The organism is Bradyrhizobium sp. Unk1, from assembly GCF_059512345.1.
This window is the reverse complement of the sequence record NZ_JCAMOP010000016.1, coordinates 62,017-76,076: the sequence shown is the minus strand read 5'-3', so window position 1 is coordinate 76,076 and position 14,060 is coordinate 62,017. Positions and strand designations below refer to the sequence as shown.

Annotated in this window: 14 protein-coding genes; 9 read left to right on the top strand and 5 right to left on the bottom strand. The window is 63.6% G+C overall.

Going from position 1 to position 14,060, the window contains the following annotated elements:
- The first annotated feature begins 109 nt into the window (after positions 1-109).
- Entirely contained in the window at positions 110-733 is a 624-nt protein-coding gene (locus tag AC5ZFO_RS21675; RefSeq protein ID WP_028154093.1) for a transglutaminase-like cysteine peptidase, read from the top strand.
- 133 nt (positions 734-866) lie between these two features.
- On the opposite strand, the gene AC5ZFO_RS21670 is transcribed toward AC5ZFO_RS21675, so the two are convergent.
- The gene (locus AC5ZFO_RS21670) at positions 867-2,630 is read right to left on the bottom strand and encodes a CYTH and CHAD domain-containing protein (RefSeq protein ID WP_496122517.1); all 1,764 of its coding nucleotides are present in this window, start codon (positions 2,628-2,630) and stop codon (positions 867-869) included.
- A gap of 450 nt (positions 2,631-3,080) precedes the next feature.
- Entirely contained in the window at positions 3,081-4,436 is a 1,356-nt protein-coding gene (locus AC5ZFO_RS21665; RefSeq protein WP_282521174.1) for a metal-dependent hydrolase family protein, read from the bottom strand.
- 355 nt (positions 4,437-4,791) lie between these two features.
- Between AC5ZFO_RS21665 and AC5ZFO_RS21660 the strand changes: the two genes are divergently transcribed.
- Positions 4,792-4,998, top strand: coding sequence for a hypothetical protein (locus tag AC5ZFO_RS21660; RefSeq protein ID WP_063982481.1), 207 nt, complete (start codon positions 4,792-4,794; stop codon positions 4,996-4,998).
- Positions 4,999-5,012: 14 nt separating this feature from the next.
- Here the strand turns inward: AC5ZFO_RS21660 and AC5ZFO_RS21655 are convergent, their stop codons facing one another.
- Complete coding sequence (locus AC5ZFO_RS21655) at positions 5,013-5,720, bottom strand: GntR family transcriptional regulator (RefSeq protein ID WP_282521175.1); 708 nt, start codon at positions 5,718-5,720, stop codon at positions 5,013-5,015.
- 268 nt (positions 5,721-5,988) lie between these two features.
- Here AC5ZFO_RS21655 and AC5ZFO_RS21650 point away from each other — a divergent pair, with 268 nt between their 5' ends.
- Genes AC5ZFO_RS21650 through AC5ZFO_RS21630 form a run of 5 tightly spaced genes read left to right on the top strand, consistent with a single transcriptional unit; the run spans position 5,989 to position 10,921 of the window.
- Positions 5,989-6,975, top strand: a complete 987-nt coding sequence (locus AC5ZFO_RS21650; protein WP_282521176.1) for an ABC transporter ATP-binding protein — start codon at positions 5,989-5,991, stop codon at positions 6,973-6,975.
- 42 nt (positions 6,976-7,017) lie between these two features.
- Positions 7,018-8,307 (top strand): ABC transporter substrate-binding protein, encoded by a 1,290-nt coding sequence (locus tag AC5ZFO_RS21645; RefSeq protein ID WP_282521177.1) that lies wholly within the window; start codon positions 7,018-7,020, stop codon positions 8,305-8,307.
- 4 nt (positions 8,308-8,311) lie between these two features.
- A complete protein-coding gene (locus tag AC5ZFO_RS21640) occupies positions 8,312-9,271 on the top strand; it encodes an ABC transporter permease (RefSeq protein WP_282521178.1) in 960 nt (319 codons plus the stop codon).
- Positions 9,272-9,274: 3 nt separating this feature from the next.
- On the top strand, positions 9,275-10,153 hold the full coding sequence (locus AC5ZFO_RS21635; RefSeq protein ID WP_282521179.1) for an ABC transporter permease: 879 nt from the start codon (positions 9,275-9,277) through the stop codon (positions 10,151-10,153).
- Positions 10,154-10,189: 36 nt separating this feature from the next.
- Positions 10,190-10,921, top strand: coding sequence for an aspartate/glutamate racemase family protein (locus AC5ZFO_RS21630; RefSeq protein WP_496122516.1), 732 nt, complete (start codon positions 10,190-10,192; stop codon positions 10,919-10,921).
- Between the two features lie 75 nt (positions 10,922-10,996).
- Here AC5ZFO_RS21630 and AC5ZFO_RS21625 read toward each other — a convergent pair whose 3' ends face one another.
- Positions 10,997-12,268 (bottom strand): DUF892 family protein, encoded by a 1,272-nt coding sequence (locus AC5ZFO_RS21625; RefSeq protein ID WP_496122515.1) that lies wholly within the window; start codon positions 12,266-12,268, stop codon positions 10,997-10,999.
- Positions 12,269-12,467: 199 nt separating this feature from the next.
- On the opposite strand from AC5ZFO_RS21625, the gene AC5ZFO_RS21620 reads away from it, so the two are divergent.
- Positions 12,468-12,668: a hypothetical protein gene (locus tag AC5ZFO_RS21620; protein WP_282521182.1), complete on the top strand. Its 201-nt coding sequence runs from the start codon at positions 12,468-12,470 to the stop codon at positions 12,666-12,668.
- Positions 12,669-12,887: 219 nt separating this feature from the next.
- A complete protein-coding gene (locus tag AC5ZFO_RS21615; protein WP_282521183.1) occupies positions 12,888-13,379 on the top strand; it encodes a hypothetical protein in 492 nt (163 codons plus the stop codon).
- A 234-nt stretch (positions 13,380-13,613) separates the two neighbouring features.
- On the opposite strand, the gene AC5ZFO_RS21610 is transcribed toward AC5ZFO_RS21615, so the two are convergent.
- A complete protein-coding gene (locus AC5ZFO_RS21610; protein ID WP_282521184.1) occupies positions 13,614-13,994 on the bottom strand; it encodes a hypothetical protein in 381 nt (126 codons plus the stop codon).
- Positions 13,995-14,060: the final 66 nt, after the last annotated feature.

The following is a 14,060-nucleotide window of genomic DNA, read 5'->3' as shown; positions in this document are numbered from 1 at the left end:
GAATTCATCGCGCCTTTTACTTGCATTCGTCTCGACTTGACTTGGCCGACTTAGCGGCAACTCAAAAGCTCCGTGCCAAATGTGGTCCCAACAAGAAACGGGGGCCGCAATGTTGGACTTCAGGGGACAGGGGAAAGGGCTGGCACTGGCTGCCATGCTCTTCGGGATCAGCGCGGCAGCGCAGGCCGGCGAAGGCCGTCTGCTCTACGCGAGCCTCGGCGACACCACGCGTGCGCCGATCGGCTGGGTCGAGTTCTGCGCGGATAATGCCGCTCAGTGCCAGGGCGCGCCGACGCAACCGCGCGACATCGTGATGTCGCAGGCCGCATGGCGCGACCTCGTCAAGGTCAATCGCTGGGTCAACGAGACCGTCAAGCCTTTGACCGACCAGGAGCACTGGGGCGTGATCGAGAAGTGGTCGCTGCCGACCGACGGTTACGGCGACTGTGAAGACTACGTGCTGCTGAAGCGCAAGATGCTGATCGATGCCGGATGGCCGCGCGAGGCCCTGCTCATCACCGTCGTGCGGGACAAGAAGGGCGAAGGACACGCGGTGCTGACGGTGAAGACCGACAAGGGCGAGTTCGTTCTCGACAATCAGAACGAGAACGTCGTTGCCTGGACGGAGACCGGCTACCGCTTCGTCAAGCGCCAGTCACAGAGCGATCCCAATGTCTGGGTCTCGCTCGGCGACACCAAGCCGGCGGTCTCCACCGCCAGCGCCAAGAACTAGCAATCAAGAACTAGCAGTCAGGAAAACGAGTTACGCGGCCCGGTCACATCCCCACCCCTCCCCGTCCCAGACCGGTTCGCGCGCGGCCAGCCATCCCCCAATGGCTGGCCGCAACTTTTTTTGGGGAGAGCAATCAGCCCTGCGACGACCAGGGCACGCGCGCCGCGGTGAAATCGCGCCACGTGCGTTGCAAAGCGGGCTGCACGCCGATCGATGCACGTGCCTGCCAGCCGGCGATCGCCGCGGCCGCGACGGCGCTGTCGGGTTCAGTACCGAGCCCATCGAGCAGCGATGCCGTGACCGCCATATCGTTGAAAGCGCCAAGCTCCTCCTGCAAACCGGCGAGCGTGCGCGAGAATTTTCTCGCCGACTTGCGATCCTCGTACAGCGGCAGCAGGAACTCGCTGAGATAGCGCAGCCGCTTGGTCGCGAGCCGCACCCGGTGCAGCTCTTCGGCGGGAAGCGACTTGAAGCGGCGGCCGCGCTTGAGCACCTTGGCGTATTGCTCCGACAAGATGCGCCGCGCGAAGTCGACGGCGGGTTCGGCGAGCTGACCGAGATCTTCGGCGGCAACGTCGTTGCGCCAGCCCCGCGTCTCGATCCAGTTTCCGAGGCCGATCAGAAACACGGCGCAGCGGCGATCGTCGAGCGCGTCATGCGCCTTGCGGTAGGCGTCCGACTGGCGCTCGGCCGCAGCCCGGCCCAACGCATCGAAGCCGGCGACCAACGGACAGGCATGTGCGATCGTCGGCAAGGTCTCGAGCTGGAACACGTCCCAATCACGGGCGGCGGACAGGTCTTGCGCCAGCCATTTGACCTCCGATCGCAGCGCGTCGAGATTGCTGAGCGCACCGACCGATCGCATCAGGTCGAGCGCCGATCGCAGCCGGCGCAGCGAGACGCGGAGTTGATGCACGCCTTCCGGGTTGCGCCCGTCCTCGGCGGCCGGCAGCGACTGAAGCAGATGGAGGAAGCAGGAGCGCAGGATCGTCGCGAAGGCCTCGTCGAGCGTGACCGACGCATCGAGGCGAAGTTTTCGCGGGCGACGTGCCGGGGGGGGCTTGTCGGCGGCAAGATCAAAGCCGCGCGCCGACTTGGTACGGATGGACGGCTTCGCCGCGCCCTGCTCCGCGAGCCGCAGCGCAACCTCGTAGATCGTGCTGGCGCTGCCGCTCTTCAGCTCAAGCTCGATCTCGCTCACCGGCATCGTGCGATCGCCAGCCGTCAGCTCGCCTTGATCGAAGGCGATTTCGACCGTGCCGGACGGCAAGTCGATCATCCTCGCATGACGACGGATGTCGGCGGTGAAGACGGCTTCGAGCGGCTGCGTCACGAGGTGGCTACGAAGCTTCTCCGGAATGAAGGGCATCGCCAGCGCGAGATCGGGCGCAAGCGACGACACGCTCGCCTCCCACTCGCCACGGCGCAACGGATCGTCCGCGGCGTCCGTCTTCACGGTCTGCACGAAGCGCCCGCCGCCCTGGCGAACGCGGAGGCTCAGGCCATTGCGCCGAAGCAGGCGCTCGGCCGTGTCGTAATAGACCGACTTGAGATGCTTGCGCGTGCCCTTGTTGCGCGCGTGGGCCGTGATGACCGGCGCGGCGTTGAAATGCGCCATGCGATCGGCATCGACGAGAAGCTTGAGTTCGATCTCACCGGCGGGACGCGCAGCAGTGCCGGACTGGGCTGGCTCCGGTGCAGGCGTCGTGTCTTGCGATGGCGTCTGATCAATCACAGCGCCCTTGACGATCGCATGTTCCGCGCCGGGCTCGGCTGCGTCACGTTGCCTGAGGAAGCCGGCGACGACTTGCGTTCTCTTGTCCCTGTCCTTGGAGACAGGATTCCCATCCGGCGCGCTCATGGTTTTGCGAGCCGACGTAGTGTCTGATTTCAACATTTCCGGTGACATGACAGTTTGATGACAGAGAGCAGCATATAGCTCGTCAGGCCCGCAAGGAATAGCAACGTTACGTCGCAACGCATCATCGTCCACATGCGCCATGCTCGAGGCTAAAGATCGGGCAGGACTGTCATAATTCGTCTGGCGTGACGAATTAAATTGCCGCCGCGTACAGTAAGTGATCGAATTGATAGCGAATCTCGTCGTTCTCGAAATCAAGATGAACGCGTCAGCGAGCTTGACTCATGCTAGCAGAAAAATTCTTTCTGGTTTTGGAGACGCTCAGAAGTCACGCCTCCGATGGTGACAGGCCGGAGATTGTGACAAGCCCCGCGCGGCCTCCTGCGCCCCCGGCGATCGCAAACGGCTCCCGACCAGGAAAGCCGGTTCCTGACCAGCGAGACTAGAAGCGATCGAATTTCGCGGGCTCCACCTGCCATGCGCGCGTCAGTGCGCGAGCCCGTTCTTGTAGATCCTGCCGTCCTTCATGATCACCACAAAATTCTTCGCGGGATCTTCGACGAGCTTGATGTCGTCGAGCGGATTGCCGTCGACCAGCAGGAGATCGGCGAGCGCGCCCTCCTCGACCACGCCGAGCTTGCCGGGATAGGGATTGCGCAGGCCCGACAAGCTCAGGAGTTCGGCATTGGTCGACGTCGCCATGGCCAGCGCTTCGGCCGGCGTGTACCAGCGCGTCAGTGCGGCCAGCATCGAGCCCTGCTTGTCCGCCAATGCCTTCGAGAACAGGACGTCAGTGCCGAACGCGGTCTTGATCTTGTACTTCTTCGCCAGCGCGTAGACGCGGTCGGTGCCGGCAACCACCTGCCGCATCTTGTCCTGCTCCGAAGGCCCGAGCCCGGCAGCCATGGACATATCCAGGAACGGCTGGGTGCTGAGCCAGACCCCCTTCTCCGCGATCAGCTTGGCGCTCGCCTCGTCCATGAGATGACCGTGCTCGATGCATCTGACACCGGCTGCGATCGAGCGCTGGATCGCGACCGGCGTATAGGCGTGCGTGGCGACATAGGTGCCCCAGTTGTCAGCGGCTTCGACGGCTGCGCGCAATTCGGGCTCGGTGAAGGTCGAAACGTCGAGCGGACTGAACGGCGATGCGACTCCGCCGCCCGCCGTGAGCTTGACCTGCGAGGCGCCCTGCATGAGCTGCTCGCGCGCGCGCACGCGCACCTCGTCCGGGCTGTCGGCGACCAGGCTGCCGCCGATCAGCTCCATGCGGCTGAGCATGCCGCCGATGGTTCGCGGCAGATCGGTGAGCTGCCGGAAATCGCCATGACCGCCGGTGATGGTGATGATGGCGCCGGACGGATAGATGCGCGGACCGGCGACGAGACCCTCGTCGATGGCCCGCTTGAGGCCGAAACTCGGCCCGCCCATGTCGCGTATGGTGGTGAAGCCGCGCATCAGCGTCGCTGTCGCCTCGCTGGCGGCGAGCAGATTGTTGTAGCCGACATCGCCGAGGGCCGCGGCCGGCGTCGGACGCACCAGCATCGCATGCCAATGCGCATCGATCAGCCCCGGCATCAGCACGCGGCCACCGCCGTCGATCACCTGGCCGGTGGCCGCGATGTCGGTGGTCGAAATCTTCTCGATCGTCTTGTTCCTAATCAGGACGTTGGACGCGGCCGAGAGCGCGGCGTTTTTTCCATCGAATATCCGGACGTTGCGGAACAGGACGGCGGTGTCTTGCTGGGCTTGTGCGGAGGACGGACTGTCGAGGCCTATCCCAATCGAGATAAGCAACGCGGTGGCTCTGAAGAGTCCGGCCGGCGTGGTCAAACCCCACATGTCCAATCTCCACGCAGATCCGGGCGAACGCCAGGCAGCCGACGCCGCGCGATGCAGCCATGGATTGATGCCTGCAAACCGCATCGAGTCAATTTGCAACCACGGGGAGTTTTTGCAAATCAGCCATACGGACGCGAAGAGAAGCGTCCCATCAAGTTGGATAGGCGAATGGGTAAGTGCACCTGTCGCACTCGCGTCGAACTCAAATTAAAACGCACTATCGATTTCGACCCGCCAGCAACGGTAGATTGCAACTTTCTCGCTCGGGAGTACGATCCTGCGCGGTCTATGCGACTTGAGCCGCTGGGCAGGAGGGCTTGCGGTCGTCTGTAGAATTCAAATGACGAGGCGTAACATGGTGGCGCAAACGAGTGACGGACGCATCCTGCTGGCGAAGAAGCTCGGCGGGCTCATCGCAATCATCTTGGGATGCCTGCTGACGGCCGTCGGCGTGACGTTCGAATACAGCGGCATGACTTTCGTCGGCGTGTTGTTGCTGGTCCTCGGAGCCGTCCTGCTGGTGCTCAAGATCATGAGGCGAAATCAGGAACGTCCGTTTTGACAGACGGCAGGCGGTCACACGCCCAGCACGTCGGCGAGCCGCAACTCGTCGGCGGCGGGATCCTTCAAGAACAGCTCGGCCTCGATCTCGTCCAGATGCGACAGCATCTGCACGCGCGCAGCCTGCTTGTCGCGCTTGCGGATCGCGGCGACGATGCCGGCGTGATGATCGGTGCCGCAGGCCGGCGTGTCGTGGCGGCGGTAGAGCAGGATGATGAGCGAGGAGCGCGCGATCAGCTCTTTCAGGAAGCCGAGATAGATGCTGTGCCCGCTCATCTCGGCGACGAGACGATGAAACTCGCCGGAGAGCCGGACCGAGGCGCGCGCGTCACCGCGCAGTTCCGCCTCGCGCTCCTCGGCGAGATGCTGCTGGAGGCGATCGATCCAGACCGGTGACACCGCATCGATCGCGTGATCGACGATGGTCGGCTCGATCAGGCGGCGCGCCTCGAACACTTCACGGGCGTCACCCGGCGTCGGCCGCGCGACGAAGGCGCCGCGGTTCTTCTCGATGTTGACGATGCCTTCATGCGCAAGCTGCTGCAGCGCCGTGCGGACCAGCGTGCGGCTCGCGCCGTAGATCTCGCCGATCTCGTCCTCGCCGAGCTTCGTGCCGGGCAGCAGGCGATGCTCGAGGATCGCGGCGGTCACCCCCTCCCTGATACGGCTGACGCGATCGCTCGCATCTGGCGCGTCGGATTTCGTGCGAGTCTTGGCGGCCATCAGTTCGAAGGGTTGGGTGTGAGGGCTCGATCGGCGACGTTCGGCCTTGAATGTTAGTCGACGAGCTGTATCCAATCACAGGCGAAAGATTATACAATCTGCGCCCGTTTTGTGTGCAGCGAGGCAGATGGGTGCTGGGACAGCCGAAGGCGGCGGATTCGATCTAACGATCTGACTCTGCTGCACAGTTCTGGAATTCAGCCGGCCAAGGGCGGTTGGCACGGACCTTGCGGAGAGACGGGAGCATCGCCCCTCCCCTGGACACGCCATGGCCACTCCCGCCGCTCTCGAACTGGTCGCCGTCACCAAGCGCTACGACACGACACTGGCGGTCGACACCGTCAATTTGAAGATCCCGGCCGGGACCTATTGCTGCCTGCTCGGCCCCTCCGGCTGCGGCAAGACCTCGACCTTGCGCATGATCGCGGGCCATGAGGCTGTCAGCAAAGGCGACATCATTCTCGGTGCGCAGAACGTGACCGACCTCGAGCCGGCCAAGCGCGGCACGGCGATGATGTTCCAGTCCTACGCGCTGTTTCCGCATCTGACCGTGCTCGACAACGTGGCGTTTGCCCTCAAAATGCGCGGCGTCGACCGCGCGACCAGGCATAAGCGCGCCGGCGAATTGCTGGAGCTGGTGGCGATGACACCCTATGCAGGCCGGCTCCCGGCCCAACTCTCCGGCGGCCAGCAGCAGCGCGTGGCGCTGGCTCGCGCTTTGATCACCGAGCCGCAGATCCTGCTGCTCGACGAGCCGCTCTCCGCGCTCGATCCGTTCCTGCGGGTCAGGATGCGCGGCGAGTTGAAGCGCCTTCAGCGCGAGCTCGGCATCAGCTTCATCCAGGTCACCCACGGCCAGGAAGAAGCGATGGCCCTCGCCGACCACATCGTGGTGATGAACCACGGGCGGATCGAGCAGCAGGGCACCGCGCGCGACATCTTCCACCGCCCCCGCACCGAATTCGTGGCGCGCTTCATCGGCGGCCACAACGTCCTCAGCGATGCCGGAAACCTCATCGCCGTGCGCGCCGATCAGCTCGGCATCGCGCCGTTCGCTGAAGGCGCGTTCGGCGCGCCGGCACTGCTGACCCAGACCGAGTACCAGGGCTCCTACATCGCCGTCTCGCTCACGCTCGACGACGGCACCGCCCTGTTCTCCCACCTTCCCGAGGCCGCCTTCGACGTCCACCCGTTCCGTCCGGGCGATCGCGTGCTGGCCACCTGGGATCCCGCCAAGGCGCAACGCCTGCAATAGCGCCGATTGACCACTGGAATGCGCAACAGAGGAGTGACTGATATGACCGAGACCACCAGGACGAAGGGCGTCAGCCGCCGCACGCTGCTCAAGGGCACCGCGGGTCTCGCGGGCCTCGCCGCCGGCTCCGGCGCCATCACCGGCTTTCCCTATGTGAAGTCGGCCGAGACCAAGGTGCTGCGCTATCTCGGCACCGCCGTGAACGAAGGCGACGACATCTCCAAGCAGTGCCTCAAGGACACCGGCATCAAGATCGAATACATCACCGCGACCACCGACGACGTCACCAAGCGCGTGATGACCCAGCCGAACTCCTTCGACGTGCTGGACACCGAATATTTCTCGCTGAAGAAGATCGTGCCGTCGGGCAACATCCTTGCCCTCGATGCCAGGAAGATCAAGGAATTCGACAACATCACGCCGGTCTTCACCAAGGGCGAGACGCCCGGCGGCAAGAAGATCGGCGGCCAGGGCACGGCGCCCTGGAAGGTGCTCTATCTCGAAGGCAAGGACTCCAAGAAGTTCGCGACGTCGGCGACCGAGTTCGTCACGCTGATCCCGACCGTCTACAACGCCGACACGCTCGGCATCCGTCCCGACCTGATCAAGCGGCCGATCAGCTCATGGTCCGAGCTGCTCAACCCCGAATTCAAGGGCAAGGCCTCGATCCTCAACATCCCCTCGATCGGCATCATGGATGCCGCGATGGTCGTGGAAGCCACCGGCAAGTACAAATATGCCGACAAGGGCAACATGACCAAGGAAGAGATCGATCTCACCATGAAAGTGATGACCGAAGCCAAGAAGGCGGGCCAGTTCCGCGCCTTCTGGAAAGATTTCAACGAAAGCGTCAACCTGATGGCCTCGGGCGAAACGGTGATCCAGTCGATGTGGTCGCCGGCGGTGACGAAAGTGCGCTCGATGGGCATCGCCTGCACCTTCCAGCCGCTCAAGGAAGGCTATCGCTCCTGGGCCTCGGGCTTCTGCGTCTCCAAGGGCGTGTCGGGTGCGAAGCTCGAATGGGCCTATGAGTTCGTGAACTGGTTCCTGTCCGGCTATGCCGGTGCCTATCTCAACCGCCAGGGCTACTACTCCGCCGTGCTCTCCACCGCGAAGGCGCACATGGAGCCGTACGAGTGGGCGTACTGGATGGAAGGCAAGCCGGCCGAGAAGGACATCAAGGCGCCCGACGGCTCGCTGCTTGAGAAGGCAGGCTCCGTGCGCGACGGCGGCTCCTACGAGGACCGCATGGGCGGCGTCGCCTGCTGGAACGCCGTGATGGACGAGAACGACTACATGGTCCGCAAGTGGAACGAGTTCATCGCGGCCTAACGTGATGGACACGTCAGAGGACATCCTGCAGCAGGCGTCCCCGGGCTTGATCCCGGGGTCGGGCACGGCGCGCGCCGCGAAAGTGACGCGCCTGTCGCCCTCCTTCATCTCCTGGCTCCAGGCCGGGCCGATGATGCTGGTGTTTCTCGCCTTCTTCCTGATCCCTCTGGTCTTCGTCGTCATCGTCTCGTTCTGGGACTACAACGAATACCAGCTGCTGCCGGCGTTCTCCGGCCGCGGCTATACCGATACGTTCGAGGGCTGCATCGCGCAGCTCCCCGATCTCTGCACCATCGCCAAGACCTATCTGAAGACGCTGAAGCTGTGCTTCCTGGTCTGGGTCATCACGCTCTTCATCGGCTTCTGGGTCGCCTACTTCCTCGCCTTCCACGTCAAGTCCAAGACCTGGCAGATGGGATTGTCGCTGCTCTGCACGATCCCGTTCTGGACCTCCAACGTGATCCGCATGATCGCCTGGATCCCGCTGCTCGGACGCAACGGCCTGGTGAACTCCGGACTGGTCAAGAGCGGATTGATCAACCATCCGCTGGAATGGCTGCTGTTCTCCGAATTCTCCGTGGTGCTGGCGCTGGTCCACCTCTTCACCTTCTTCATGGTGGTGCCGATCTTCAATTCGATGATCCGCATCGACAAGTCGCTGATCGAGGCGGCCTATGACGCCGGCGCCACCGGTTTCCAGACGCTGGTCAACGTCATCATTCCGCTCGCCAAGCCAGGCATCGTGATCGGCTCGATCTTCGTCATCACCATCGTGATGGGCGATTTCATCACCATCGGCGTGATGGGCGGCCAGCAGATCGCGGCTGCCGGGAAGATCATCGAGACGCGGGTCAACGCGCTGCAATTCCCGGCTGCGGCAGCGAACGCCGTGATCCTGCTCATCATCACCTTTCTGATCATCACCATGATGTCGCGCATCGTCGACATCAAGAAGGAGCTCTAGAGCATGAAGGAGGGACGCCCGCGCTCGTTCTACGTGCTCGCGATCTTCTTCGCGGCCTATGTGCTGTTTCTCTACGGCCCGATGATCGCGATCTACGTCCTCTCGTTCCAGGGGCCGCAGGGCGGCCTCACCTTCCCGATGAACGGCGTGTCGACCTTCTGGATCGCAAAACTGTTCCAGGGCACCGGCATCGTCGATCTCGGCGCGGCCTTCCGCCGCTCGCTGCTGCTTGGCGTCATCGTGATGATCGTCACCGTCGTGCTGTCGGTCGCCGCCGGCATGGCCTTCCGCCGCAAGTTCAAAGCGCAGGGCATTCTGTTTTACTCGGCGATCGCGAGCCTGATCGTGCCCTCGATCATCACCTCGCTCGGCATCTCGCTTGAATTCCGCATCATCGACGATTTGATCAAGGCGCACTGGAACGAGAATTTCGAGACCTCGATGGGCCTGCTGACCTCGGGCTTAGGTGCGCACCTGACCTGGACGCTGCCGTTCGGCCTTTTGATCATGTTCGCGATCTTCAACCGCTTTGATCCCAGGCTCGAGGAAGCCGCGCGCGATCTCGGCGCGACGCCGTGGCAGGCCTTCCGTCATGTCGTGCTGCCGATCATCCTGCCCTCCGTCATCGGCATCGGCCTGTTCGGCTTCACGCTGTCCTGGGACGAGCTCGCCCGCTCCAGCCAGGCGATCGGGGCGGTCAATACCTTGCCGCTCGATCTCCAGGGCCTCACCACCACCGTGACGAATCCCGACATCTACGCGCTCGGCACCGTGATCTCGGCGGTGTCGTTCACCGTGATCGCCCTTGCACTCGGCACCATCCACATGCTCAACAAGCGGCAGGCGGCCAAGGGCTCGGATGCCGGCCAAGGGCTTGTCTGATAGAGTGCTTGTCTGACAAGGGACTAGTCTGATCTGATGCGACTGCACGTCGTCAATCCCAACACCACCGCGTCGATGACGGCGAAGATCGCCGCTGCAGCGCGCAGCGTCGCCCTGCCCGACACATTGATCGATGCGCGCCAGCCCGCGATGGGCCCGGTCTCGATCGAGGGCTTTTACGACGAAGCCTTCGCCGTGCCCGGCATGCTCGGCTGCATCCGGGAGGCCGACGGCGCGGATGCGCACATCATCGCCTGCTTCGACGACACCGGCCTCGACGCCGCGCGTGCCGCCGCGAAAGCGCCGGTGATCGGCATCGGGGAAGCCGGCTTCCATATGGCGAGCCTGATCGCGGCGCGCTTTGCCGTGGTGACGACGCTCGGTGTCTCGATCGTGCCGATCGAGCATAATTTGCGGAAATACGGTCTCGCCGAGCGCTGCGCGCGCGTCCGCGCCGCCGAGGTCCCGGTGCTCGCGCTCGAGGAGCGCAATACTGATGCGCTCGGCAAGATCTCCGCGGAGATCACCGCCGCGGTCCGCGACGATCGAGCGGAGGCCATCGTGCTCGGCTGCGCCGGCATGGCTGACCTCGCCGCCGAGCTCGCCGCCACACATGGCCTGCCCGTGGTCGACGGCGTCGCCGCGGCGGTCACGCTGGCAGAATCACTGGTGCGGGTGGGACTAAAGACCTCGCGGCTCGGGCCCTACGCGCCGCCGCGCCCGAAGACCTATTCAGGACCGTTTTCGCCGTTCCAGCCGGAAGGCTGAACACGCAACCACTTCGGGCAGGCGGCCGTCATCGGCAGTCTTCTCGAGCGAAGACTGCCGATCACAACATCGATCCTATTCCGTTTGCTCGACCGCAGCTGGCATCTTGGCGACCGACATCAGGGAGCGAGCGACCTGGTTGAGCAACTGATCCGCATTTTCCTCTTCCGCCAGCGACTTCGACAGCAGGCTGACGATGGCGCTATGACGTAGCTGTTGAGCGAGGTTGCGCGCCGTGCCGTAGCCGGCAATCTCGTAGTGTTCGACCCTCTGCGCCGCGCCGATCAATGCGAGGTCGGCGGCGGCGTCTTCCTTGTCCTCGCCTTCGGCCATGATTTCCTGGCCTTCCTCGACCAGACCCATCATCCCCTTGCACGGCTTGGCCCGGGCGGATTTGCCGAGCAGCTCGAAGCATTCATTGATGCGCTCGATCTGGGTCTCGGTTTCTTCAAGATGCAGCTCGAACAATTCGCGCAATTGATCGAAGCGCGCCGCTTCCGCCATTTTTGGAAGCGCCTTAGTCAATTGTTTCTCGGCGTGCAGGATATCGCGGAGCTCGTTGAGCAGCAGATCGCCGAGGCCTGCCTCGTCAGCCGGTGGCGAGCTTTCGGTCACGATGGCCGTTGCCGGACCGGGTTCTCCGGCCTGAATGGCGGGCGATTCCGTGAAGACCCAGTCGCCGCCCTCGTTCCAGGGCCCGCGGGTGTCGATCTCGCCGTGATCGCCGGCCCCCGTGGAGTCGTTGAAGAACTGATCCACGAGACCCGGCGTCGGCGCGACACGGCCAATACTGAAGGCCGGCTTGCCCATGCTCTCCAGCGCCAGCGAGAAGGCCTTCATATGGGTGATCTCGCGCGTCATCAGGAATTGCAGCGCGTCCTTGGTGCCGGCGTCGTCACAGAAGTTGATCAGCCGCTCGTAGACGATCTTGGCGCGCGCTTCCGCCGCGATGTTGCTGCGCAGGTCGACATCCAGCTCGCCCGTGATCTTCAGGTAGTCGGCGGTCCAGGCGTTGCCCTGGGAATTGAACAGATTGACGCCACCGCCGCCCGCGATTGCGATCAGCGGGTCGGCCTCGGCCGCCTGCCGGTCGAATTTCGAAGGCTTGAGGTGCATTCGCGCCAAGGTGCCGACGATTTCCAGATGACTCAGCTCTTCGGTGCCGATGTCCATCAGAAGGTCCTTGCGATCCGGATCTTCGCAGTTGAGACCCTGAATCGAATATTGCAGGGCGGCTGCGAGTTCGCCGTTCGCGCCACCGAATTGCTCGAGCAGCATATTGCCGAACCGGGGATCCGGCTCGTCGACGCGAACGGTGAACATCAGCTTCTTGACGTGGTGATACATGGATGCCTCGGGCTTGAAGGAAGATGACTTCCGAACGAGCCCGCATTGCGCTTGTTCCTAATGCTGCAGAGTTGGCGTCGCATCGAGTTACCCGAGGCCGCGACGCGCTGCTGCTGACGCGTCGCAAATTGAGAGACGCCGTAGGAACGACTGACCCGCGGCAAGCTTAGCGTGCTGCGACGTGCAAAAGGACGATCAGATGGACAGCGAAGACGCCTTGGCAAAAGTGAAGGACGTGTCAGAAGACGTGCGCGAGACCGCACGCAACATGCGACAGAAACTCGAAGAAGGTCAGCCGTCGGGCCAAGCGCTCGCCTTCCTGCGCGATGTGGCGCGCGAGGCCCCGCTTCCGTCGCTCCTCGTGGCTTTCATGCTCGGCGCCCTGCTGGCTCGGCGCTAGTGCGGCCCGTCACCTCGCGACCCGATACCCCTACCTCTGCTTCGGATGCGCTTATCCCGAAACAAGGAAGCCTTCGGGCTTGGGACAATTACGTTTTTCGGCCCACGGCCTCTTTTTGGTCCCATTTGTTGCTGAATGGTAACACTTTCGGGACGTCCCGGCGACCTCTGGTTGCCGCACTTCGCCACTCACCAAGTTTCAATTTGGGTTTTGTCAGCGATGATCGATCTCGCCCAGGACAGGCCGTCCAACCCCCTCCTTCGCCTTGGCGCCCAGCCGATTGCGCTGACCGCCGCTGCCCTCCTGCTCCTCTTCGCCGGCGTGACCTCGATCGCGATCTGGCGCGCCTATACTGGGGCATTTCCTGAGACCGACCGGGTGGTGGCGTCGCGGCAGCTCCAGGCCCGCACGGCCCAGGCATCCGAGCAACTTGTCGAGAAGACCAAGGGTCTCGAGGCGACCCAGCAGGAATCGATCGACCAGCTCCAGGTCGTTCAGGACCAGCTCCAGACGGTGAAGAAGCTGCTCGCATTCCAGCAGGCCGACACCAAGCGCCTGTCCGAGCAGGTCACGACGCTGAACGAGTCCATCGACGGCCTTCGGCAGTCCTTTGCCAGCGCCCGGGCCGCGGAGGCGGAGACGCCCTCGGTTACCCGCAGGAAACCGTCGCGCCGTGTCCACGCCAGTGCCCGCAAGCGCTCGCGCGGCTAGCCGGGTCAGGGTCTGCGACTTAAATTTTTCCACATGTGAACTGGATCACATTCCCCCGTATGATTCCGCGCCATGCTCCCGGTTACCGGATGGCGTGAGCCGATTTCAATGTCCGGGGCTGGCAAGGTCGTTGACGGTATACTGCGTCAACGGCCTTGTTCTTTGATGGGTTAGCTTGAGCCCCGTTCCGATGGAATCGGAGCGGGGCTCAAGATTTTTGCAGCTGTCAGAACGCTATTCGCAGACATCCACGCTGCGGACACGCCAGCCTGCCGGCGTCATGACGCGCTTCCGCACCACGTAACAGCCGCCGTAGCCGCCGTCGTCGTAGCCGGTACCATAGTAATAGGGATCGCCGTAACCATAGCCGTAGCCGTAATAGCCGCCATAGTAGCCGGCGCCGGCGAGACCTGCCCCGATCGCCACTCCGGGCCAGAAGCCGCCGCCATGCCAGTGACCGCCATGGCCCCAGCCGCCACCATGGCCCCAGCCGCCGCCGCCGTGGCCCCAGCCGCCGCCCCCATGATCGAAACCGCCCCGCGCCTCGGCTGCCTGCGGCGCCGACAAGCCGACTGCCGCGACGGCCAGCGCCGCCATCATCATCTTCCGTAACATCACTCGATCCTCCGCGTGGAGACGTTCCACGCTCAAAGCGGGACCAAGCTAACGTCACCCGCGCCT

What these genes read in the sequence shown, in the direction of transcription:
- AC5ZFO_RS21675 (WP_028154093.1), top strand. Translation starts at nt 110, where the DNA reads ATGTTGGACTTCAGGGGACAGGGGAAAGGGCTGGCACTGGCTGCCATG.
- AC5ZFO_RS21670 (WP_496122517.1), bottom strand. Translation starts at nt 2,630, where the DNA reads ATGTTGAAATCAGACACTACGTCGGCTCGCAAAACCATGAGCGCGCCG.
- AC5ZFO_RS21665 (WP_282521174.1), bottom strand. Translation starts at nt 4,436, where the DNA reads ATGTGGGGTTTGACCACGCCGGCCGGACTCTTCAGAGCCACCGCGTTG.
- AC5ZFO_RS21660 (WP_063982481.1), top strand. Translation starts at nt 4,792, where the DNA reads ATGGTGGCGCAAACGAGTGACGGACGCATCCTGCTGGCGAAGAAGCTC.
- AC5ZFO_RS21655 (WP_282521175.1), bottom strand. Translation starts at nt 5,720, where the DNA reads ATGGCCGCCAAGACTCGCACGAAATCCGACGCGCCAGATGCGAGCGAT.
- AC5ZFO_RS21650 (WP_282521176.1), top strand. Translation starts at nt 5,989, where the DNA reads ATGGCCACTCCCGCCGCTCTCGAACTGGTCGCCGTCACCAAGCGCTAC.
- AC5ZFO_RS21645 (WP_282521177.1), top strand. Translation starts at nt 7,018, where the DNA reads ATGACCGAGACCACCAGGACGAAGGGCGTCAGCCGCCGCACGCTGCTC.
- AC5ZFO_RS21640 (WP_282521178.1), top strand. Translation starts at nt 8,312, where the DNA reads ATGGACACGTCAGAGGACATCCTGCAGCAGGCGTCCCCGGGCTTGATC.
- AC5ZFO_RS21635 (WP_282521179.1), top strand. Translation starts at nt 9,275, where the DNA reads ATGAAGGAGGGACGCCCGCGCTCGTTCTACGTGCTCGCGATCTTCTTC.
- AC5ZFO_RS21630 (WP_496122516.1), top strand. Translation starts at nt 10,190, where the DNA reads ATGCGACTGCACGTCGTCAATCCCAACACCACCGCGTCGATGACGGCG.
- AC5ZFO_RS21625 (WP_496122515.1), bottom strand. Translation starts at nt 12,268, where the DNA reads ATGTATCACCACGTCAAGAAGCTGATGTTCACCGTTCGCGTCGACGAG.
- AC5ZFO_RS21620 (WP_282521182.1), top strand. Translation starts at nt 12,468, where the DNA reads ATGGACAGCGAAGACGCCTTGGCAAAAGTGAAGGACGTGTCAGAAGAC.
- AC5ZFO_RS21615 (WP_282521183.1), top strand. Translation starts at nt 12,888, where the DNA reads ATGATCGATCTCGCCCAGGACAGGCCGTCCAACCCCCTCCTTCGCCTT.
- AC5ZFO_RS21610 (WP_282521184.1), bottom strand. Translation starts at nt 13,994, where the DNA reads ATGTTACGGAAGATGATGATGGCGGCGCTGGCCGTCGCGGCAGTCGGC.